This window comes from Yersinia kristensenii (assembly GCF_900460525.1).
GTDB classification, from domain to species: Bacteria; Pseudomonadota; Gammaproteobacteria; order Enterobacterales; family Enterobacteriaceae; genus Yersinia; species Yersinia kristensenii.
The window spans coordinates 4,206,277-4,230,435 of the sequence record NZ_UHIY01000001.1; the positions used below are offsets into that span (position 1 = coordinate 4,206,277).

A 24,159-nucleotide genomic window follows, 5' to 3' on the forward strand; every position below is an offset into this window, starting at 1 on the left:
GTAATAAAAGATACGGAGGCCGAAGCCCCCGCAGAGTTTGGCTAGATCAATACCTGTGGAACAACTTTTGAATTTCTTGTGGTTTTTGTGTTTGGGTTAAGGCCAATTGCAACAATACCCGCGCCTTTTGTGGATTAAGTGAGCCAGAGGCAACAAACCCATATTTTGTATCATCCACTTCAGCATCTTCAGTGGTCGAGCCCGTGGGTACACGGGATGAGCGCACCACGGCAACGCCATTATGGGCGGCGGTTGCCAATGTATCGAACACAGTATGGTAAAGGTTGCCGTTGCCCACACCGGCACTGACAATTCCTTGATAACCATCAGCAATCAAAGCCTTAGCTGGCAAATCAGAGGCATTAGCATAGTTATAAATAATGCCCACTTTGGGTAACTCATTCAGCTTACTGATATCAAAAGCTGGTTGCCTTGGTGCGGGCTGATGCAGATAATTCACTTTACCATCATAGATATAGCCCAGTGGGCCAGTATTAGGTGACTGGAAGGTTTGCACCGAGGTGGTATTGGTTTTCATCACATCACGGCCCGTCAAAACCTGATCATTCATGGCGACCAGGACACCGCGTTTGGCGGAGTTGGCATCACTGGCCACCACGACGGCATTGTAGAGATTCAACGGACCATCTGCGCCCAGGGCTGTCGCTGGACGCATTGCCCCCACTATCACGACCGGCTTATCACAATTGACGGTTAAATCGAGAAAATAGGCGGTTTCTTCCAAAGTATCCGTCCCATGAGTAATCACGAATCCGTCGGTTTTAGCGCAATCGGCATTAATTTTTTTTGCCAACGTCAACCAAACCTCATCATTCATATCCTGAGAACCGATATTCACCACTTGCTCACCTTGAATATTGGCGAGTTTTTTCATTTCCGGCACGGCGTTGACCAAGGCATCCACGCCCAGTTTTCCGGCGGTATAGTTTGATTTAGTCGCTGAGTCACCGCCACCGGCGATAGTTCCCCCAGTCGCCAACAAGGTGATATTCGGTAGAGCAAAGGCAGAACCACTAATCCCTGCTAAGATTCCGGCTAAGACAGTTAGCTTTATAGACTTCATATTATGACTCCATCATTTATGAGCTAGCGAATTATCCGGAATATCCATATCAAAACTGTGACATTTACTGCGCTTTCGGAATACATGGAGCTATTAACTAAAACCCCGTATGATTGCGCGTTTTTAGTACCGCCAAAAAGTGAAGACAATGACCCAAACTTTTATTCCCGGCAAAGACGCCGCGCTGGAAGACTCCATCTCCCGCTTTCAGCAAAAACTGAGCGACCTCGGTTTTAATATTGAAGAAGCCTCTTGGCTGAATCCGGTTCCTCACGTTTGGTCGGTACATATCCGCGATCGTGACTGTCCGCTGTGCTTTACTAATGGCAAAGGCGCTAGCAAGAAAGCCGCATTGGCTTCGGCCTTGGGTGAATATTTCGAACGTTTATCTACTAACTATTTCTTTGCGGACTTCTATCTGGGCAAAGGCATTGCGGAAGGTGACTTTGTTCATTATCCGAATGAAAAATGGTTCCCCATCCCTGAAGATGACTTGTTGCCGGAAGGTATTCTGGATGAGCGCCTGTTGACGTTTTACGATCCAGAAAATGAGCTGGTGAGTAGTGACCTGGTGGATTTGCAGTCAGGTAATGCGGCGCGCGGTATCTGCTCTCTGCCATTCATCCGCCAGTCAGATTTAGAAACCGTCTATATTCCAATGAATATTATCGGCAATCTGTATGTTTCAAACGGCATGTCTGCGGGCAATACCGCCAATGAAGCCCGTGTGCAAGCATTGTCTGAAGTGTTTGAACGTTCAGTGAAAAATCGTATTATCGCCGAATCTATCAGCTTGCCAGAAATCCCGGCCGAGGTGTTAAACCGCTATCCGGGTGTGGTAGAAGCTATCGCCAAACTGGAGGAGGAAGGTTTCCCGATCCTGTCTTACGATGCCTCTTTAGGCGGCGCTTATCCGGTCATTTGTGTGGTGCTGTTTAACCCATCCAACGGGACTTGCTTTGCTTCATTTGGTGCGCACCCGGATTTCGGTGTGGCCCTTGAGCGTACAGTGACTGAGTTATTACAAGGTCGTAGCCTCAAAGACTTGGATGTGTTTACCGCGCCAACCTTTGATGATGAAGAAGTCGCTGAGCATACCAATCTGGAAACACACTTTATCGATTCAAGCGGCTTAATCAGTTGGGATATGTTTAAACAACAAGCTGATTATCCTTTCGTGGATTGGAGCTTTAAAGGCACCACTGAAGAAGAGTTCGCCACCTTGATGGCTATCTTCAAGCAAGAAGATGCTGAAGTGTATATCGCTGATTATGAACATTTAAGTGTCTATGCCTGCCGCATTCTGGTGCCAGGCTGGTCAGATATCTACCCTGCCGAAGATTTGTTGATGGCAAACAACACCATGGGTGTACATCTGCGTAGCACTTTACTGGCCTTGCCGGACACTGATTGGCAACCAGCACAATATCTGGAACTCATTCAGACTTTGGATGATGAGGGTTTGGATGATTTCGCCCGAGTCCGTGAGTTGTTGGGTATTGCCTCCGGTAAAGATAACGGCTGGTACACACTGCGGGTGGGTGAGTTGAAATCTATGCTGGCCTTGGCGGGCGGTGATTTAGAGCAAGCGCTGATTTGGGTCGAGTGGACACAAGATTTCAACTCTTCTGTCTTCACCGCTAAACAGGCGAATTATTACCGTTGCCTGCAAACTCTGCTGTTGCTGACCCAAGAACCAGAGCGTGATGCGGCTCAGTATTATGGCGCTTTTGTGAAAATGTATGGTCAGGAAGCTGTAGAGGCTGCATCCGCGGCGATCGCCGGTGAAGAGCGCTTTAATGGCCTGTTCAGTGTCGATGAAGATCTCAAAGCCCTGCCAGCACACCAAGCGCTGCTGGGTGCTTACGCTAAATTGCAGGCGGCGAAACGCCGTTATTGGGCAAAAAGCGAGTAACTCCTTGGCCCTATAGATTTCAGTTAATTATCTGTCGGAGCTGACAAAGCCAATTGAAGGGGAATCGTGCCGTTGGGGTCGCAGCGACGTAAGTCGCCGGAGTGCCCCTAGGAGCGGTAAACCCTTCACTCACTGAACTACCAGCAACTTTGTCATTAACCTCAAGCGGCATTTCGCCGCTTTTTTATCGCAAATTTTCCGGCTATTAATTTCTGCAATTATTCCCAACCCAAATAAATACCAATGACACCAACCAACAATTGTTTTTGTCATAAAAAAACGTTATTTTCTGACGCCGCTTGGGGTAAAAAACAGCACCTTTAAACAAACATTATTTGCCAATTAGATAAAACAGATAAATAGGTGAATAAATAGTTAATTTTTAATGACGGTGGTAAATAAAAATAGCACAAAAACTGTTTTTATTTAACGTTCTCAACGGCTTTAAAACAGTGCAATCAAAAATATTTGTAAATCTTAAAATATTTTTTTATTTTAAAAATCAAAAAGTTAACTACATTAAGCACACATTTTGTAGTGTTTTAAAGTGAACTAAACTCTCGCAATATGATCCATATCAATTTTCACGCTATACTGCTTTGCTAGTATCTCGTTGTGCTTTATTAACCCTTAAGAGAGAGTTAGTGTGAAAGCTGACAACCCCTTCGATGCATTATTACCTGCGGCAATGGCTAAAGTAGCCGAAGATGCCGGTGTCTATAAAGCCACCAAGCATCCGCTAAAAACTTTTTATTTAGCGATTACTGCTGGTGTGTTTATTTCAATTGCGTTTGTTTTTTATATTACAGCGACTACCGGTACCGCAGGCGTGCCTTTCGGCTTTGCCAAGTTGGTGGGTGGTATTTGTTTCTCCCTGGGGCTAATGTTAGTGGTGGTATGTGGTGGTGATCTTTTCACTTCTACCGTACTCACAACCGTAGCCAAAGCCAGTGGTCGTATTACCTGGCGCCAACTGGGATGCAACTGGGTTAATGTCTATATCGGGAACCTGTGCGGCGCGCTGTTTTTCGTGTGCCTGATTTGGTTTGCGGGGCAATATACGGTGGCAAATGGTCAATGGGGTTTGAATGTTTTACAAACAGCCGACCATAAATTGCACCATACTTTTGTTGAAGCAGTCTGTTTGGGTATTCTGGCTAACTTGATGGTCTGCCTGGCGGTTTGGATGAGTTACTCTGGCCGCACCATAATGGACAAAATGTTTGCGATGATTTTACCGGTGGGGATGTTTGTTGCCAGCGGCTTTGAGCATAGTATTGCAAATATGTTTATGATCCCTATGGGTATTGTGATTAAGAACTTCGCATCGCCTGAGTTTTGGCAATCCGTAGGAGCGGCACCAGAGCAATTTGCTCACTTAACCGTAAGCAACTTTATTATTGATAACCTGATCCCGGTCACTATCGGCAACATCATTGGTGGCGGATTATTGGTAGGGTTGACTTACTGGATAATTTATCTGCGCGGTGACCAGCAACACTAAGTGTGGCCGCACAAAGTTTCGAAGAAATTCACATTAAAAGGTAGATGCATTATGACCGAACTTAATGAAAAATTAGCCAAAGCATGGCAAGGTTTTACCCAAGGTGATTGGCAGAACGAAGTCAACGTTCGTGACTTCATCCAGAAAAACTACACGCCTTATGAAGGCGATGAATCTTTCCTTGCCGGCTCTACCGAAGCGACTGACAAGTTGTGGGCGAAGGTTATGGAAGGTATCAAACTGGAAAACCGCACTCATGCGCCAGTTGATTTCGATACCGACGTAGTCGCAACCATCACTTCCCATGATGCTGGTTATATTGATAAAGATCTGGAAACCATCGTTGGTTTGCAGACTGAAAAACCATTGAAACGTGCGCTGATCCCATTCGGCGGCATCAAAATGGTCGAAGGCTCTTGCAAAGTTTATGGTCGTGAGCTTGACCCACAACTGAAAAAAGTCTTCACCGATTTCCGCAAGACACACAACCAAGGTGTGTTTGACGTTTATACCAAAGACATCCTGAACTGCCGTAAATCTGGTGTGCTGACTGGTTTGCCAGATGCTTATGGTCGCGGTCGTATCATCGGTGACTATCGTCGCGTAGCCGTTTACGGTATCGACTTCCTGATGAAAGACAAACTGGCTCAGTTCAACTCTCTGCAGGATGACCTGGAAAACGGTAAAGACCTGGAAATGACTATCCAGCTGCGCGAAGAAATTGCTGAACAGCATCGTGCTCTGGGTCAAATCAAAGAAATGGCAGCCAAATATGGTTGCGATATCTCAGGTCCAGCGACTAACGCTAAAGAAGCAGTACAGTGGACTTACTTCGGCTACCTGGCTGCGGTGAAATCTCAGAACGGTGCAGCAATGTCCTTCGGCCGTGTATCGACTTTCCTTGACGTTTACATCGAACGTGACATGAAAGAAGGTAAACTGACCGAAATCGAAGCGCAGGAACTGATTGACCATTTGGTCATGAAACTGCGTATGGTTCGCTTCCTGCGTACCCCTGAGTATGATGAACTGTTCTCTGGTGACCCAATCTGGGCTACTGAATCACTGGCCGGTATGGGCGTTGATGGCCGTACTCTGGTGACCAAAACCAGCTTCCGCTTCTTGAATACCCTGTACACCATGGGGCCGTCTCCAGAGCCGAACATGACCATTCTGTGGTCTGAAAAGCTACCACTGAACTTCAAAAAATATGCAGCTAAAGTGTCTATCGATACTTCATCTGTACAGTATGAAAACGATGACCTGATGCGCCCTGACTTCAACAACGATGACTATGCTATCGCTTGTTGTGTTAGCCCAATGATTGTCGGTAAACAAATGCAGTTCTTCGGCGCCCGTGCCAACTTGGCGAAAACCATGTTGTACGCAATCAATGGCGGCGTTGATGAAAAAATGAAGATCCAGGTTGGCCCGAAAGAAGCGCCAATGATGGATGAAGTGCTGGACTATGACAAAGTCATGGATCGCATGGATCACTTTATGGATTGGCTGGCTAAACAATACGTTACCTCGCTGAACATCATTCACTACATGCATGACAAATACAGCTATGAAGCTGCGCTGATGGCACTGCATGACCGTGATGTTTACCGTACTATGGCGTGTGGTATCGCAGGTCTGTCTGTTGCTGCTGACTCCCTGTCTGCTATCAAATATGCCAAAGTAAGCACCATTCGTGATGCTGATGGCCTGGCTATCGACTTCAACATCGAAGGCGAATATCCACAGTTTGGTAACAACGACTCACGTGTTGATGACATCGCCTGTGACCTGGTTGAGCGCTTCATGAAGAAAATTCAGAAGCTGCGTACTTACCGTGGTGCAGTAGCCACTCAGTCTGTACTGACCATCACCTCTAACGTGGTTTATGGTAAGAAAACCGGTAACACCCCAGATGGCCGCCGCGCTGGTGCTCCATTCGGTCCAGGTGCTAACCCAATGCACGGCCGTGACCAGAAAGGTGCTGTTGCCTCTCTGACTTCTGTTGCTAAACTGCCGTTTGCTTACGCGAAAGATGGTATTTCTTACACCTTCTCTATCGTGCCAAATGCACTGGGTAAAGATGACGAAGTTCGTAAAGCTAACCTGGCAGGTCTGATGGATGGCTACTTCCATCACGAAGCGTCCATCGAAGGTGGTCAACACTTGAACGTGAACGTAATGAACCGTGAAATGCTGTTAGACGCGATGGAAAACCCGGAAAAATATCCGCAGTTGACTATCCGTGTATCTGGTTACGCTGTTCGTTTCAATGCGCTGACTAAAGAACAGCAGCAGGATGTGATTACACGTACATTCACTCAGTCAATATAAGTTCTAACTAAAATAGATTAAACTAAAAGGCTCCACCTTAGTGGGGCCTTTATTTATCCAGTATTGGAGTAACCTGCAATGTCCGTACTTGGCCGCATTCACTCATTCGAATCCTGTGGCACCGTTGACGGCCCGGGTATTCGATTTATCGTGTTCTTCCAGGGCTGCTTAATGCGCTGCCTGTATTGCCATAACCGTGATACCTGGGATACCCACGGCGGTAAAGAAGTTACTGTGGAAGAATTGGTCAAAGAAGCCGTTACTTATCGTCACTTTATGAATGCTTCTGGTGGTGGTGTGACTGCCTCCGGTGGCGAAGCTATCTTGCAAGCAGAATTTGTTCGTGATTGGTTCCGTGCTTGTCATGAAGAAGGTATTCATACCTGCCTGGACACTAATGGTTTTGTACGCCGCTATGATCCGGTGATTGATGAACTATTAGACGCCACAGATTTAGTCATGCTGGATTTAAAACAGATGGATGACAGCGTGCATCAAAATCTGGTTGGGGTGTCCAATCACCGAACGTTGGAATTTGCCCGCTATTTGGCAAAACGTAATCAGAAAACCTGGATCCGTTATGTGGTGGTGCCGGGTTGGTCAGATGATGATAAATCAGCCCATATGCTGGGTGAGTTTACTCAGAACATGACCAATATCGAGAAAATCGAATTGCTGCCTTACCACGAATTGGGTAAGCACAAATGGATTGCCATGGGTGAAGAGTACAAATTGGATGGGGTAAAACCCCCAACCAAAGAAATTATGGATCGTGTGAAAGGTATTCTGGAAAGCTATGGTCACAAAGTGATCTACTAATAGCCATCAATGACACGTTGATTTTTAATCATGCCGCCATGCAAGGTTTACCCTGCTGGCGGCATTTTTTTGGCGGTTATACCGCTGCGTAAGGTGTTTTTTGTTGATCGGGTTTGCGTAGTAACATCATTAAATACACTAAAGCCACCCCGGCAATCATGATGAACAATAGATTGTCTGAATAGCGCTGCATCAGTAATGACGTCATAGTTGGGCCCGTCAGGCTACCAATGGTATAGCTCATCAGGAGCGCCTGATTCATTGCAACCAATTCATCAGCACTGGCTTTTTCACATGCCCACGCCATAGCAACGGGATAAAGGGTAAAGCCGGCACATCCCAAAATAAACAATGCCGGTGCCAGCGCATAGTTACCCAAAACTGCCACACTGCCGAGAATCACAACAAACACCTGAATGCGCAGCACCAGCAAACGGCCATAGCGGTCAGCCATTTTACCTATTGGCCACTGGCCAATAATTCCTGAACTGACCAGCAGTGCCATCCACCACCCAACACTGGCATCACTCATTCCTTGATGGGATAAATACAACGGCAGCAACCCATAGAGCGAACCTAATAATACACCGGAGATAATGCAGCCATTAATCCCCAAACGCGCGCTACGGCGCTTTAACATCGGCCAAACGGCAATATGGGGTAACTCACTGCTTCCTGTATGCGAGAAATGCGCAAATAGCAACGGTAGCATGGCAGTAATGACCAACGTACTGACCCACGGAATAACATTGAGCAGTTGAGTCGAGACTACGCCCAAGAGTAATTGCCCAGTGACGGTACCCAGATAGTAGATCATCATGTAAGCCGCCAGTAGTTGGCCACGGTTGGTTACCGTACCACTACGCAGTAGCGCACTTTCGACTATGACCCAAATTAATGCACACGCCACACCGGCAAAAAAGCGCCACCCCAGCCAGCTCCAAAAATCAACCGACAGCATCAACCCACAAGTCGCCAGCGCGAATAAAATGCAGGAGTAATGGTAACTGCGATTAAAGCCCAATTGCTGGATAAACCGCCCGGCAATCAATGTCCCAACTAGGTTCCCGCTAAAATATGACGAGCTAACCATCCCCACTTGCCAGGTCGGCAATTGTTGATGGGATAACCATAAGGGAACTAATGTATTCAAAACCGCGATAGAAATCGTAAACAGCAAAAGCCCACAGAGCAAAAGCAGCACCGGGCGAGAATATACGGACATAATAAGACAGAAACCGTCGGGACAAGGAAAGTGAGCGCATCATGCCACTGGTGATAAAAAAGTCAATTACATCACGAGAGTGGATAGCACGATATGTTGTTGGATAAATCTCTACGCCCTTATCCCGGGTATTCGCTGATAATCGCAAAAAGAAAAAGCCCCCGAGGGGGCTTTATAACTGCCTGATAACTAAGCGAGATAAATTGACTCGCGGCTATTAGCCAATAAATTCTAAACCGCCCATGTACGGGCGTAAAACTTCGGGCACCTGAATACGGCCATCAGCCTGCTGGTAGTTTTCCAGCACGGCAACCAAGGTACGCCCAACTGCCAGACCAGAACCATTCAGAGTATGAACCAGACGGGTTTTTCTGTCAGTTTTGTTACGGCAACGTGCTTGCATGCGGCGCGCCTGGAAATCCCACATATTGGAACATGAGGAGATTTCACGATAAGTATCCTGCGCTGGCAGCCACACTTCCAAGTCGTAAGTTTTGCTGGAGCCAAAACCCATATCGCCAGTACATAACAGCACTTTACGGTAAGGTAACTCCAGTAATTGCAGCACTTTCTCTGCATGACCGGTTAGCTCTTCCAACGCCGCCATAGAATCTTCCGGGCGAGTTATCTGCACCATCTCAACTTTGTCGAACTGATGCATACGGATCAAACCACGGGTATCTCGCCCATAGGAACCGGCTTCAGAACGGAAACAAGGTGTATGTGCCGTCATTTTCAATGGCAGAGACTCTTCTTCCAGAATCTCATCACGTACCAGGTTGGTCACTGGCACTTCCGCCGTCGGAATCAATGCATAGGTGCTGCTGTCAGATTCTTCTTCCAATGGTTTGGTATGGAAAAGATCACCACCAAACTTAGGCAACTGGCCAGTACCATAGAGGGTCGCATGGTTAACCAGATAAGGAACATAGGTTTCCAAGTAACCGTGTTTTTCTGTGTGCAGATCGAGCATGAACTGTGCTAATGCGCGGTGCATCCGGGCGATTTGCCCTTTCATCACCACAAAACGCGCGCCAGTCAGTTTCACTGCGGCGGCAAAATCAAGCCCACCGGCCATTTCGCCGAGAGAAACGTGATCTCTTACCTCAAAGTCATACTTGCGAGGTTCACCCCAACGGCTGACTTCAAGATTATCGTTTTCGTCTTTACCCACTGGGACAGAATCATCCGGCAGGTTAGGAATGGACAATGCCAGATCGCGGATTTCGTTTTGCAACTTGTCCAGCTCGGCCTTCGCTGCATCCAGCTTTTCACCCAAAACATTAACTTCCAAGCGTAATGGTTCAATATCTTCGCCACGCGCCTTGGCCGCACCAATCAATTTCGATCGGGAGTTACGTTCTGCTTGCAGACTTTCTGTTTCAACCTGTAAAACTTTGCGGCGCTCTTCTTGTTGGCGCAACATCTCAACATCAAGTTTAAAACCTCTGCGAGCCAGTCTTTCGGCGACTGCGTCTAGCTCATTGCGCAGCATATTGGGATCGAGCATGCTAGTCCTGTGCTTGTAGTTATGGTTATACCCTTGAACTGGAATTGCAATGTTGTTAGCAACGCCATGGTTTGGGGGTATAAATGGTTATTGAAAAGAATTTAACGACGTAAGTAGCATAAACAGCCGCTTAGCCGTTCTATATAGCGCTAACCTTACCGCAACAGCAAGGCTAGCGGTAGCGTTTTATCGGGCTATTTTGATCCTGCTCAGCCAGCCATGCCAGCTTTTCACCAATTTTGCCTTCCAGACCTCGGGATGACGGTAAATAGTAGCGAGTTGCGGCCATTTCTGGCGGGAAATAGTTCTCACCAGCAGCATAAGCATGTTGTTCATCATGGGCATAACGGTATTCAGCCCCTAGCCCCATTTCTTTCATGAGTTTGGTTGGCGCATTGCGCAGATGTTCCGGCACATCAAAATCAGGTTTATCACGCGCATCCTGCATGGCTGCTTTAAACGCCGTGTAAACTGCATTACTTTTCGGCGCACAAGCCAGATAAACAATTGCCTGAGCAATGGCTCGCTCACCTTCCGCCGGACCAACACGGGTAAAACAGTCCCACGCTGATATAGCCACTTGCATCGCGCGAGGATCGGCATTACCGATATCTTCTGATGCAATGGCTAATAAACGCCGGGCCACATAGAGCGGATCGCCGCCCGCCGTAATAATTCGCGCATACCAATACAAAGCGGCATCTGGTGCGGACCCACGAATAGACTTATGGACTGCCGAGATAAGGTCATAATAACGATCGCCTTTATTATCAAAGCGCGCACTACGTTCGCCAGACACTTCTTTCAGTAGGTCTGGGGTCAATACCCGCACCCCATTGGCATCTATTTCTGCCATATCTGCCATCATTTCAAGGCTGTTCAGGGCCCTGCGCGCATCGCCTCCCACCAATTCAGACATCATACGGCGAGTTTCATCTGGCAGTTTTATATTCTGCCCACCATAGCCCCGGCTGCTGTCTGACATTGCTTGCTCAATAACTTTTTCAATATCGGCAGCGGTGAGAGCTTTCAGCAAATAGACCCGAGCTCTAGAGAGCAACGCCGAATTCAGTTCAAATGACGGGTTTTCTGTTGTGGCGCCAATGAAAGTGATAGTGCCATCTTCAATATGGGGTAAAAATGCATCTTGCTGACTTTTATTGAAGCGATGGACTTCATCGACAAATAAAATTGTCCGCCGACCCGCATCACGGTTTTGCCGCGCGCGCTCAATAGCTTCGCGAATCTCTTTAATGCCGGAAGTCACCGCAGAAATACGTTCGACATCTGCCTGTCCATAGCGACCAATAATTTCGGCTAGGGTGGTTTTGCCGGTTCCCGGTGGCCCCCAAAGGATCATTGAGTGTAATTGTCCAGCAACGATTGCCCGTGGTAACGGTTTACCCGGAGCCAGCAAATGTTGCTGACCAATATACTGCTCCAACGTCAAAGGCCGCATCCGCGCAGCCAATGGTTGAAACTCATTCTGGGAAAAATCGAGGGACATATTACTCACACTGACCTCACTGCCGCTGGTCGTCCAGCGTCACGCCTTTTGGTAGGGTAAATTTAAATTTACTGGCATCCGCAGAGCTATTTTGCTGACCTTTCAGCGTATAAGCGCTGCGCTGCCCATCTTGCTCAACCGCAGTAAAGCTTTTGATAGTGCCCGTTGGCGTCACTGTGATAGCAAATTGCTTCAAATTGCCACTGGCGCTCTTTGGCGTCAGTTCAAAATCATCGCCTTTTTGCTTCACATTATACTGTTTCCAGTCATCCGGATTGTTGCGGGTAATCAGCATAAATGGAGTGTTACCTGTAGCATTTTTCAACCAGGTCGCTGTGGCCTGTTCAACAAACGGGTTATAGAACCACAGCGTTTCGCCATCAGAAATCAAGACACTCTCGTCAGGGGATGTCATATGCCAGTTAAATAGATTTGGCCGTTTCACCCACAACTCCCCCTCACCCTCTTGTATCGCAGTCCCTTCTGAGCTGGTCACTTTTTGCGAGAAGTTAGCGTGGAAACTATTTACCTTGCTCAGGCGACCTTGTAAGTCGGAACTGGCATCTGCCAGCGCGTGAGCTGAAATTAAACCCGATAAAAGACAGCAAGCAACAAGCAGTTTTTTCATTATTCTAAATACCTTATAAAATTCATGCACCCTAATCGGGCTGCCACAAAGGCGAATTCAGTGATCGAGTTATATTGTCACTCTATGTGCCGTTTAAGTCTATGACCGGTAAGCTGAATGCACATCATAAACCTGTCCACTTTAGCTGAAGCATTTCCGTTGCGTTAGTATATTAATCTGATAAATCTGGGGTTTACGCTTCTTTGCATAAGGGCCGCAAAGCGGCCCTATCTATGTTAACTGCCCCAGAGCAAAATATGACTATTCATGTGGCGGCGGAGCCAAGACCTCACGATTACCATTATGGCCCGGTGTACTGACAATCTGCTGAGCTTCCATCTGCTCAATAATCCGTGCGGCACGGTTATAGCCGATACGGAATTGACGCTGCACACCGGAGATAGACGCACGGCGTTTCTCCAGAACAAAGTTCACTGCCTGATCAAACAGTGGGTCCAATTCTTCGTCGCTATCCAAACCAAGGCTACCGCCCTCACCTTCCTCACTACCACTGAGAATACTCTCAATATATTGAGGACGACCGCGAGCTTTCCAATCATTAACCACGGCATGCACTTCCTGATCTCGGACAAAAGCGCCGTGAACACGTACCGGAATTGAGGAGTTAGGTGCCATATACAGCATATCCCCCATACCCAGTAGCGATTCTGCGCCGCCCTGATCAAGGATAGTTCGCGAATCTATCTTGCTAGAAACCGTAAATGCGATGCGGGTCGGGATATTGGCTTTAATGAGGCCAGTAATCACATCCACCGACGGGCGCTGAGTTGCGAGGACTAAATGAATCCCAGCAGCTCGGGCTTTTTGCGCCAAACGAGCAATTAATTCCTCAACTTTCTTGCCCACTGTCATCATCAGATCAGCAAACTCATCCACCATCACCACGATATAAGGCAATTTCACCAACATTGGCGGTGAGATATCCATACTATCAGAGGGTTTCCAGAATGGATCGGGGATTGGACGCCCCATAGCTTCAGCTTGAGCAACTCGTTCGTTATATCCCGCAAGGTTACGCACACCCAATGCAGACATCAGCTTATAGCGCCGTTCCATTTCGCCGACACACCAACGCAATGCATTCGCCGCATCCTTCATATCAGTAACCACTTCGGTTAACAGATGAGGAATGCCTTCATACACTGACAACTCCAGCATTTTCGGGTCAATCATGATAAAGCGCACATCTTCTGGTGTGGCTTTATACAAGATGCTGAGGATCATGGCGTTAACGCCCACCGATTTACCTGAACCAGTGGTACCCGCCACCAGTAAGTGGGGCATTTTAGCGAGATCGGCCACAACTGGTTGACCAGCAATATCCTTACCTAGCACGATAGCTAATGGCGACGGATTATCGCGGAATTTGGCGCAATCGAGGACTTCGCGTAGATAAACCGTCTGACGATGTTTATTTGGCAGTTCAAGCCCGACATAAGGTTTGCCTGGAATCACTTCCACCACACGCACAGCAATAGCCGAAAGAGATCGAGCCAAATCGCGAGAAAGATTAGAAATGCGCGAAGCTTTGACTCCCGGCGCTAAATCAAGCTCAAAGCGGGTAATGACCGGCCCCGGAGAAATGCCCACCACCTCTGCTTTCACCCGATAATCACCTAACCGCGCTTCGACCAAGCGAGCAGTTTGCTCCAAAGCAAACATATCAACCGGTTCCTCTTCCTCTGGCGGAGAAGAAAGGAGATCCAATGTTGGCAATGGTGTTGTCGGTTTGACCAAAGGCTGATCATTACGCATCAGGAAGGGGTGAATCAAACTGTCCATAGCCGGAGTTGGCTGCGCTGGTGGCACTGGCTGTGGCTGTACTGGTACCGTCGGCTGTGCTGGTATTGATTGACCTGAATACGCTTGATTTGCTTGTGATGGCTGATAAGCCGAAGTCTGCTCAGGTGCTGAAGTACTTTGCATAATTGCCGAAGTACTTTGCACCGTTGTTGATTGTGCAGCTTCGTCAACATACGGCGACAACGTGAACAGAGGCTCACGTGGGCTTTCATCGACCAGATCGGCAACCGGTGAGAACGTAAAGGCGCTCCGGGTATCTACGGGTTGCGTTTCTTCAACAACGGCATCTTTATATTCGCTAGCATCATGATTTTCATCACCCGAAGAACCATAACGATGTTGCTGTTGCGCTGCAAAGGCTTGTCGCAATGCCGCCTCTTGCAAAGCTTGTTCATCTTCTGGCTCTGCTGCGGAGAAAGTATTCACTCCCTCATCGGCTGATTGCCCGTAACGCTCTGATTGTTGGTCAGCAAAAGCTTTACGCAAGATTGCCTGCTGTAATGCATCATCATCTTCAGACGCAACCGCCGCTGTAAATAACGTTTCAGTAACTTGAGGTGCTTGTGCTTCTTGCTCTCGCTGTTCCTGCTCTGCCATACGCTGAGACGGTAGTTTAATACCGTAGGAAGCAAGCTCACGCCGTGTCGGGATTCGAACAGGATTAGGCCGGGGTAATTCAGGGCCAATACCTTGTTTAACCTGCGAACTGCTATCACTGGTAGCGGTAAATGCGGGCATAAACGTGGCTGTGGCGACACTGGCTGCCACTATTCCGACCGTAGACGCAGGGCGACTTGGCGAACCCATAGGGGCCAGACCATCACTATCTGTGCCTATTCCAGGGTTCATATAAGGCGTACTTTCTATCTGATCGCTATGACGCTGCGCCGCTGAAAAATCAAAGGGAGAATGGCTAGCGGGTGTTGCTGGTTTATCCCATGAACCCAGTTGAGGCTCAGGCCTTTCAACCGGAGGTGCTACACGTGTTGGCGCAGGAGACGTCGCTTCTTGTGGAATTTCAAAAGAATAGAGCGGCGGTATTGCGGCCATATTATCTGCCATCGGTGCTGTACTGTGACTGATAACAGGTTCGGACGAAGGACCCGCAGGAGATAATCCAGACTGCTCATCATTATTTGTTGCACGTAATGTACTCAATAATGGGTCATGGTTATTTAATGCTTCATCGTTCTCTTCAGTTTCAGTTGGTACTTCGCTAGTCAGTGTTGCCCTATCCAATGTCGGGCTGACAGGCGCGTCTGTTACAGATGGTGCCGAGAACAATACGTCATCGTCATCAGCATGGGCAGAGTTTGCCGCCAGCGCCGTAGCCGCGGTTACGCCTGCAACTGATTTATTCGGCGTCACACCTTTGTCTTGGTCAGCAGTCATCGCCTCATCAATGTGGTAATCTTCATCGTCATAATGTTCTTCTCGACGTGAACGATTAGTCATAAATGTCAACGAGCCTAAGACTACCCCACCAATTTTTTCAGCAATAACCAACCATGACCAACCGGTAAAGAGCGTCAGGCCAACAGCCCAGATACAGAGCAATGTCAGGGTTGCCCCCACGCCGTTAAACCATGGCAACATGGCATTACTAAAGAGACTGCCGATCACTCCGCCAGAGGCGAAATAGTAAAGATCATCAATATTTAATGCAGCTAAACCACATGACGTTAAAATTAGGGCTAATGTGCCGATCAATCGCAGCGAGAGTGCAAAATAATCGACATGCTCACTGGCATCACGCTGACGAAATGCTGCCCAGCACAACATCACCATGATGGCAGGAATTGCATAAGCCAAGACGCCGAAAGTGAAGAACAATGTGTCGGCCATCCAAGCGCCCACACTTCCACCAAGATTATGGATCGGCTCATGCCATGAGGTTTGCGACCAACTCGGGTCTGAAGGGTTGAAACTGAGCAGCGCGGCCATTAGGAAGGCTGCCAAAATCGTTACCACAATCAAAACAGCCTCAAGCAAACGGCGCCCACTGCTGAGTTTTTTCAAAGTAACTTCTTTATCTTCTGTATATTCCTGGCTCAAGAAAGGCTCTCCAGGTTCCTGTTAACTGGTATGAGTAGCAACGCCGAGAACCCTCCCGGCGTTGAAACTGTATGAATAAACAGGAGTGTAACCAAATTACTCAGGTTTTGCACCTGCCTGTTTACCGCGTTTTAATAACAAGGCGGTTACTCTGCTTCACTTCTTCCATGACCACATAAGTGCGGGTGTCGTTGACTCCCGGTAGGCGAAGCAAGGTCTCACCGAGTAATGTACGGTAAGCAGACATGTCAGGTACACGAGTTTTCAACAAATAGTCGAAATCACCGGAAACCAGGTGACACTCTTGAATTTCCTCAAGATTTTTTACAGCGGCATTAAATTGCTCAAACACATCCGGAGCGCCACGATTCAGAGTAATCTCAACAATAACCAGCAGTGATGCATCCAAATATTGTGGATTAAGCAGTGCGGTATAGCCATGAATGAAGCCCTGACGCTCTAAGCGGCGAACCCGTTCCAGACATGGTGTTGGGGATAACCCTACTCGTTTTGAAAGCTCAACGTTAGAAATACGCCCATCCTTTTGTAATTCATTCAGGATGTTACGATCTATACGATCGAGCTCTTTCCCCGGGCGTTTTTTATTATCTATCATCTTATAATCTCTCTTAATTTCCTTGAGTCTGCGACATGCTCTCATTGACTATAAATTTTGAGCCTGCTACAGACACGACCCGCAGCCTGTTTTATGCAAATATATCAACACGTTGTTATCTCACACCCTGTCTGTCCAACTGTATGCGAGGTACTCGATGATTATTAGCGTTGAGGAAGAGATAGCGCATCACGAACAACAACAGAAACTCCCCCCTGCAGTTATCCGAGAACATACTCCACATGCCATCCAGCATTAATCGAAAACATTCCAGGGTTTTCGCTTGGTATCACTGACACCAAATCTGAAATTATGGCGCGCAGATAATTTCTTCTTCCTATGATGTTTTCGCAAATGCACAGCCGATTGTCAAAGTAAAAGAAGTTAAATCAGTACAACATGCCAGAATTAAAAATCAGGAGCGCTTCTCTTCGCTATTTTTTCATCCTAAAAATGCTATAAAATGATGCAAAATAATGTATCTAAATTGTTGATATTTTTTTAACGATCGCTCTGCAAGCCACATTTTTTATAGGGTCAAAGATTTTTAAGGCTGTCTTTCTCGTCACCTGAAAAGATATTTCTATCTCATTTGCACTCAGCTCGACTTCGTTTTGCCCCTAACTGCTGGTTCTTGATACATTTAGTGTATTAAATAGGCATTACCTATCAAACAAATCGCTAACAACATTTTTGTCTGCTTTTTTTAATGCTCGAACTTCCCTACAATCGTTAACATTGTCCGTCATATGGGAAAGAGGTATTCATGAGCACCGCTAAACATAGCAAATTGATTATTTTGGGTTCTGGTCCTGCGGGTTATACCGCAGCAGTGTATGCGGCACGTGCCAACCTGAGTCCCGTATTGATTACAGGAATGGAAAAAGGCGGTCAATTGACCACCACTACCGATGTCGAAAACTGGCCTGGTGACCCAGAAGGCCTCACTGGCCCGGCGCTGATGGAACGGATGCATGCACATGCAGAAAAATTCCAAACAGAAATTCTGTTCGACCACATCAATAAAGTCGACCTACAAAACCGCCCATTCCGCTTGTTTGGTGATAGTGCTGAATACACTTGTGATGCACTGATCATCGCAACCGGCGCATCTGCGCGTTATCTTGGGATGGAATCGGAAGAAGCATTCAAGGGCAAAGGGGTTTCCGCCTGTGCAACTTGCGATGGTTTCTTCTATCGCAACCAAAAAGTTGCTGTGGTCGGCGGTGGCAATACTGCCGTTGAAGAAGCGTTGTATCTGGCAAATATTGCCGAGGAAGTTCATCTGATTCACCGCAGAGATAGCTTCCGCTCAGAAAAAATTCTGATCGACCGTCTGATGGAAAAAGTGAAGAACGGTAATATTGTGCTCCATACTGACCGCACCTTGGACGAAGTGCTGGGAGACAATATGGGCGTCACAGGTGTGCGCCTGAAATCCACCAAAAATAGCGAAACTGAAGAGTTAGCGGTAGCCGGTGTCTTCATTGCTATTGGTCATAGCCCTAACACTGCCATTTTTGGTGATCAATTAGCATTGGAAAATGGTTACATTAAAGTGCAGTCCGGTATTCAGGGCAATGCAACACAAACCTCAATTCCTGGTGTGTTTGCTGCAGGTGATGTTATGGACCATATCTATCGCCAGGCAATCACCTCCGCCGGCACCGGCTGTATGGCCGCGCTGGATGCAGAACGCTATCTGGATGGATTAGTTAACGACAAATAATCCACATTGATATTGATATCACCATTTCACCTAATACAGACGGGCAGCTAACAGATATGTGAGCCGCCCGTTTTTAATTTCTGTTGGCCCTTTATTTTGCATATCGGCATGTCAATGAAAAACAGCAAATTATAGATATCGACTAATGCGGCGACTATCACAAGCATTATGGTTTCCCCTCATGGCTTGACGAGGTAATATTGCCCCTCGCTGGTTTGCCATCTTCAAAGGTGACAAATATTTTTTGAAGCTTTCCCGTACCTTGCGCAGAAAATTATCCGATGAATAAAACACGACAGTATGAGTTGATTCGTTGGCTGAAAAAACAAAGCGCCCCCGCGCAACGTTGGCTCCGCCTGTCTATGCTACTAGGCCTCCTCAGTGGGTTACTGATTATTACTCAGGCTTGGTTATTGGCCACCTTGCTGCAAGCGCTGATCATTGACAAAGTCCCGCGCACGGAATTAATCACTGATTTTGGTTTGCTAGCCGGAACCTTCGCCGTGCGCGCCGTGATCAGCTGGTTACGTGAGCGAGTAGGGTTTATTTGCGGCATGAAAGTACGTCAACAGATTCGCAAAATCGTGTTAGACCGATTAGAGCAACTCGGCCCTGCGTGGGTAAAAGGCAAACCCGCCGGAAGTTGGGCAACGATTATCTTGGAACAGATTGAAGATATGCAGGATTACTATTCTCGCTATCTGCCGCAGATGTACTTGGCTGTCTTTATTCCAGTGCTTATTTTGATTGCTGTCTTCCCTATCAACTGGGCAGCAGGTTTAATTTTATTTGTCACTGCACCACTGATCCCTTTGTTTATGGTGCTGGTCGGAATGGGCGCTGCCGATGCTAACCGGCGTAATTTTGTCGCACTAGCGCGTCTGAGTGGCAACTTTCTCGACCGTTTGCGGGGTCTGGACACTTTACGGTTATTTAACCGCGCCAAAGCAGAAACAGACCAAATTCGTGAATCCTCAGAAGATTTCCGTCGCCGCACCATGGAAGTTCTGCGTATGGCTTTCCTCTCTTCCGCTGTATTGGAATTTTTCGCGGCAATATCCATCGCAGTGGTTGCCGTCTACTTTGGTTTTTCCTATTTAGGTGAATTGAATTTTGGTAGCTACGGCCTTGGTGTCACCCTATTCTCTGGTTTTCTGGTTTTAATTTTGGCACCTGAATTCTTCCAGCCGCTACGAGACTTAGGTACGTTTTACCACGCCAAAGCACAAGCTGTTGGTGCTGCTGAATCATTGGTAACATTTTTAAGTAGCGAAAGTGAAACTATTGGTCGTGGCGATAAAGTTCTGGATGGCACTGATGCCATCACTCTTGAAGCTGACGCGCTGGAAATTCTGTCCCCCACGGGGACTCGCTTGGCTGGGCCATTAACATTCTCTCTCTCTGCGGGCAAACGAGTTGCTATTGTTGGTTTAAGTGGGGCGGGTAAAAGCTCCTTGCTGAATTTGTTATTGGGATTTTTACCTTATCGTGGCTCATTAAAAGTCAACAGCATTGAATTGCGTGACCTGGATCCGCAAGTTTGGCGAAATCAGTTAAGTTGGGTCGGCCAAAATCCGCACTTACCGGAACAGACGCTAGTCGCCAATATTTTGCTAGGCCAACCTAATGCTGACAATAACCAACTGCAGCTGACCATTGAGCGCGCATATATCAATGAATTCCTCAATGACTTACCACAAGGATTAGATACTGAAGTCGGTGACCATTCGGCACGTCTTTCTGTTGGGCAAGCCCAGCGAGTGGCGGTTGCCAGAGCATTACTCAACCCATGCCGACTTTTGCTACTAGACGAACCCACTGCCAGTTTGGATGCCCATAGCGAACAGTTAGTTATGAAAGCGCTGGAGGAAGCCTCCCGTAAGCAGACCACATTGCTGGTCACCCATCAGTTGGAAGATACGCTGGGGTATGATCAAATATGGGTGATGGATAATGGCTTATTAATTCAGCAAGGTGATTACTCCAGCCTGAGTCAATCTGCCGGTTCATTTGCCAACCTGCTGTCCCACCGCAGTGAGGAGCTTTAATCATGCGAGTACTTCTCCCCTTCCTGGCGTTGTATCGCCGTCATTGGTTCCTGATTTGTCTGGGTATTGTGTTGGCCATCATCACATTACTGGCCAGTATAGGGTTACTCACATTATCAGGCTGGTTCCTGGCTGGGACCGCGATTGCAGGCCCAGCGGGGTTGTATACATTTAACTATCTGCTACCTGCCGCCGGTGTTCGAGGCGCTGCGATTATCCGAACAGCCGGCCGTTATGCCGAGCGAGTTGTCAGCCATGACGCGACATTCCGAGTACTGGCACATCTGCGGATCTTTGCATTCCAGAAAATATTACCCCTCTCCCCTGCTGGTATTGCTCGCTTTCGCCAAAGCGAATTGCTGAATCGCCTGGTTGCCGATGTCGATACACTCGATCATCTCTATCTGCGAGTCATCTCACCGCTGGTTGCCGCGATTGTTATCATAGCAACAGTAACATTTGGCCTGAGTTACATTGATGCCAGTTTAGCCCTGACACTCGGTGCCATTCTGCTTGGGTTATTATTGTTAGTGCCATTGATTTTCTATCGTGCCGGTAAGCCTATTGGCCGTGATTTAACAGATCTGCGCGGCCTTTATCGTTCACAGCTAACCTCTTGGCTACAAGGCCAGGCCGAACTGTTGGTTTTCGGCGCATTACAACGCTTTCGCGCTTCATTGGAGGACATCGAACAGCGCTGGATGATCCGTCAGAAGCAGCAAGCATCCCTGGCTGGTTTAGCCCAAGCTTTAATGATTCTCGCTTCAGGCCTGACAGTAACATTAATTTTATGGCTCGCTGCTGCGGGGATAAATGGTAACAGCCAGCCAGGGGCATTATTGGCCCTGTTTGTTTTCACATCATTAGCAGCTTTTGAAGCTCTGTTACCTGTAGCAGGCGCTTTCCAACACTTGGGGCAAGTTATCGCGTCAGCAACCCGTGTTGGTCAGTTAATGGAACAAAAGCCCGAAGTGACATTCCCAGTTACCGGCCCGGCAGTAGCCCAACAAGCTGCGCTAGAAGTGACAGGGCTGAGTTTTACTTACCCACAGCAACCTTTACCCGTTTTACAAAATATATCGCTGTCACTAGCCGCAGGGGAGCATATTGCGCTATTGGGCCGTACTGGCTGTGGTAAATCTACACTGTTGCAGTTATTAACCCGAGCATGGGACGCAAATGAAGGTATCATCTCACTGAATGGGAAACCTTTAGCCAACTATGATGAAACTGTACTACGCCAAATGATGACAGTCGTCAGCCAACGGGTGCATATTTTTAGCAGTACATTGCGGGAAAACCTGCTACTGGCCCACCCTGCTGCATCCGATGCTCAACTCAAAGTTGTTTTGGAGCAAGTTGGTTTGGCTAATTTGTTAGATAATAGCGAAGGACTGAATGCCTGGCTGGGGGATGGTGGCCGCCCATTATCTGGTGGTGAACAACGCCGTTTGGGAATTGCCCGCGCATTGCTACATCCAGCGCCACTGCTACTCCTTGATGAACCTACCGAAGGGTTAGATGCGGAAACCGAACAACAGATTCTGATGTTATTGCGTCAGCACTGTCAGCATAAAAGCTTAATTATTGTCACTCATCGCTTGTATGGGTTGGAATATATGGATCGGATTTGTGTGATGGATGGCGGGAAGATAGTTGAACAAGGCGACCATCAGAGCTTATTGCAAAACAAGGGGCGCTACTACCAATTCCATCAAAGGCATTAATACAAAGATTCTTTGTGAGTAATGCGACTGAATAATGGCAGATAATCGACCAATTCATAGCTAATATTAAGTAAAAAACTGAAAGCAAAGCAGTCTGACTTGTTATAGATAATTATATACAAAGTCATTGAAGTTGTAGTCATACCAAACAGACGATAAATCGATTGGGACGGTGTATATACCATCCTTGGTGGGTTTCAAACCTGATGGGTTAACATTGTGGCTGATTAATCTCGATAGACTTGAACAGCCAAGAGACTCGGGTGATAACTTCTTATTGACACTTAGCGCCAACAGCCAATTTAAATATGAGTTACAAAGGCCTTGTAAGAGTGAAATTTGCAGATGGGCCGAGTAACGAGTATTGCTAGCAACAATGCGACGTCAAGTACCAGAGTCTGCCCAGCTGGGCCTGTATAGAGTCACCAAGGGGATTTATGCGTATCACACAACTCTCTTCTCAATCATTTGCATTCCCCTCACCTGAGCTGGCGCTACGCGAACCAAACGGATTGTTGGCCTTAGGAGGGGATTTATCTCCTCCTCGTTTGCTGGCAGCCTATGAACGGGGAATTTTCCCTTGGTTCAGTCCAGGGGAAATGATTTTATGGTGGTCACCCGACCCCCGCGCTGTATTGTACCCAGAAGATTTACATATCAGCCGGAGTATGCGGCGTTTTCTACGCCACTGCCCTTATCAATTTACAATCAACCATGCTTTTGAAGATGTTGTTCGCGCCTGTGCTACTCAGCGTAATGAAGGAACCTGGATTGGCGATGATGTACAGCAAGCCTATTGCCACTTACATACGCTGGGCAATGCTCATTCCGTAGAGGTTTGGTTGGAAAATGAACTGGTTGGTGGTTTGTACGGTATCTCTGTGGGCTCACTCTTTTGTGGTGAATCCATGTTTAGTCGGGCTAATAATGCCTCAAAGAGCGCTTTAATGGTTTTTTGCCATCATTTTACCCATCATGGTGGAGAACTGATTGACTGTCAGGTCCTCAACGCTCACACTGCGTCGCTGGGTGCGATTGAGATCCCACGAAACTTTTTTTTGCAGCAGTTGAGTCAACTCCAGTTTAGTCCACTACCGGCTGAATGCTGGTTACCGCAATCGTTGAATTTTTCATCCGCGATGCAGTAAAGCTCAACCGTTGAAAAGAACCCCACATTAGGCTTTATCCCCTCTTACCGGCAGACTAATTTTGCTGAAATGGTGCGATGACCGCCAACACTTCTTTACATAATGTGGGTTTTTCGGCATTATCTTGCCGGTTAAAAACTAAGGTAGTTACACCTAGAGGATTCGATGGCCAAAGAAGACAATATTGAAATGCAGGGCACCGTTCTTGATACGCTGCCGAACACCATGTTCCGCGTTGAATTGGAAAACGGGCACGTGGTAACCGCTCATATCTCCGGTAAAATGCGTAAAAACTATATCCGCATCCTGACGGGTGACAAAGTCACTGTAGAGCTGACCCCGTACGACCTGAGCAAAGGCCGCATTGTCTTCCGTAGCCGTTAATCGGCTAATCTGTCGCCAGTTTAAGACTGGCGAGCTCTGAGGATGTAGTCCCCCCTCCGGCGCCCTTCCCATTTATGGCTAGGGCGTTTTGCGTTTTCTTTT

The 24,159-nt window shown here is 47.4% G+C and carries 16 protein-coding genes; 9 read left to right on the top strand and 7 right to left on the bottom strand.

Features of this window, described 5'->3' with window-relative positions:
• Positions 1-46: 46 nt before the first annotated feature.
• Complete coding sequence (gene ansB / locus DX162_RS19530) at positions 47-1,084, bottom strand: L-asparaginase 2 (protein ID WP_032820030.1); 1,038 nt, start codon at positions 1,082-1,084, stop codon at positions 47-49.
• Positions 1,085-1,232: 148 nt separating this feature from the next.
• On the opposite strand from ansB, the gene ycaO reads away from it, so the two are divergent.
• From ycaO to pflA, 4 genes are all read left to right on the top strand, one after another.
• Positions 1,233-2,999, top strand: coding sequence for a 30S ribosomal protein S12 methylthiotransferase accessory factor YcaO (ycaO, locus tag DX162_RS19535; RefSeq protein ID WP_004391072.1), 1,767 nt, complete (start codon positions 1,233-1,235; stop codon positions 2,997-2,999).
• A gap of 646 nt (positions 3,000-3,645) precedes the next feature.
• Positions 3,646-4,503 carry a formate transporter FocA gene (gene focA / locus DX162_RS19540; protein ID WP_004391069.1) on the top strand — a complete coding sequence of 286 codons (858 nt, stop codon included), beginning with the start codon at positions 3,646-3,648 and terminating at the stop codon, positions 4,501-4,503.
• 51 nt (positions 4,504-4,554) lie between these two features.
• Positions 4,555-6,837 carry a formate C-acetyltransferase gene (gene pflB, locus DX162_RS19545; protein ID WP_004391068.1) on the top strand — a complete coding sequence of 761 codons (2,283 nt, stop codon included), beginning with the start codon at positions 4,555-4,557 and terminating at the stop codon, positions 6,835-6,837.
• Between the two features lie 78 nt (positions 6,838-6,915).
• A complete protein-coding gene (gene pflA / locus DX162_RS19550; RefSeq protein ID WP_004391067.1) occupies positions 6,916-7,656 on the top strand; it encodes a pyruvate formate lyase 1-activating protein in 741 nt (246 codons plus the stop codon).
• Between the two features lie 76 nt (positions 7,657-7,732).
• Here pflA and DX162_RS19555 read toward each other — a convergent pair whose 3' ends face one another.
• The 6 genes from DX162_RS19555 to lrp form a co-directional block, all read right to left on the bottom strand.
• Complete coding sequence (locus DX162_RS19555; protein WP_004391066.1) at positions 7,733-8,881, bottom strand: MFS transporter; 1,149 nt, start codon at positions 8,879-8,881, stop codon at positions 7,733-7,735.
• 217 nt (positions 8,882-9,098) lie between these two features.
• The gene (gene serS, locus DX162_RS19560) at positions 9,099-10,391 is read right to left on the bottom strand and encodes a serine--tRNA ligase (protein ID WP_004391065.1); all 1,293 of its coding nucleotides are present in this window, start codon (positions 10,389-10,391) and stop codon (positions 9,099-9,101) included.
• Between the two features lie 172 nt (positions 10,392-10,563).
• Positions 10,564-11,907 carry a replication-associated recombination protein A gene (locus tag DX162_RS19565; protein WP_004391064.1) on the bottom strand — a complete coding sequence of 448 codons (1,344 nt, stop codon included), beginning with the start codon at positions 11,905-11,907 and terminating at the stop codon, positions 10,564-10,566.
• A 7-nt stretch (positions 11,908-11,914) separates the two neighbouring features.
• On the bottom strand, positions 11,915-12,526 hold the full coding sequence (gene lolA, locus DX162_RS19570; RefSeq protein WP_032820028.1) for an outer membrane lipoprotein periplasmic chaperone LolA: 612 nt from the start codon (positions 12,524-12,526) through the stop codon (positions 11,915-11,917).
• Positions 12,527-12,787: 261 nt separating this feature from the next.
• Positions 12,788-16,405 carry a DNA translocase FtsK gene (locus DX162_RS19575; RefSeq protein ID WP_004391062.1) on the bottom strand — a complete coding sequence of 1,206 codons (3,618 nt, stop codon included), beginning with the start codon at positions 16,403-16,405 and terminating at the stop codon, positions 12,788-12,790.
• 121 nt (positions 16,406-16,526) lie between these two features.
• The gene (gene lrp, locus DX162_RS19580) at positions 16,527-17,021 is read right to left on the bottom strand and encodes a leucine-responsive transcriptional regulator Lrp (protein WP_002211340.1); all 495 of its coding nucleotides are present in this window, start codon (positions 17,019-17,021) and stop codon (positions 16,527-16,529) included.
• Positions 17,022-17,787: 766 nt separating this feature from the next.
• Here lrp and trxB point away from each other — a divergent pair.
• The 5 genes from trxB (at position 17,788) to infA (ending at position 24,057) form a co-directional block, all read left to right on the top strand.
• Complete coding sequence (trxB, locus tag DX162_RS19585) at positions 17,788-18,750, top strand: thioredoxin-disulfide reductase (RefSeq protein ID WP_004391060.1); 963 nt, start codon at positions 17,788-17,790, stop codon at positions 18,748-18,750.
• Between the two features lie 281 nt (positions 18,751-19,031).
• The gene (gene cydD / locus DX162_RS19590) at positions 19,032-20,798 is read left to right on the top strand and encodes a heme ABC transporter permease/ATP-binding protein CydD (protein ID WP_004391058.1); all 1,767 of its coding nucleotides are present in this window, start codon (positions 19,032-19,034) and stop codon (positions 20,796-20,798) included.
• 2 nt (positions 20,799-20,800) lie between these two features.
• Positions 20,801-22,525 (top strand): heme ABC transporter ATP-binding protein/permease CydC, encoded by a 1,725-nt coding sequence (gene cydC, locus DX162_RS19595; protein ID WP_004391057.1) that lies wholly within the window; start codon positions 20,801-20,803, stop codon positions 22,523-22,525.
• A gap of 437 nt (positions 22,526-22,962) precedes the next feature.
• Complete coding sequence (gene aat, locus DX162_RS19600) at positions 22,963-23,673, top strand: leucyl/phenylalanyl-tRNA--protein transferase (protein WP_049556029.1); 711 nt, start codon at positions 22,963-22,965, stop codon at positions 23,671-23,673.
• 165 nt (positions 23,674-23,838) lie between these two features.
• Positions 23,839-24,057, top strand: a complete 219-nt coding sequence (gene infA / locus DX162_RS19605; RefSeq protein WP_002211347.1) for a translation initiation factor IF-1 — start codon at positions 23,839-23,841, stop codon at positions 24,055-24,057.
• Positions 24,058-24,159: the final 102 nt, after the last annotated feature.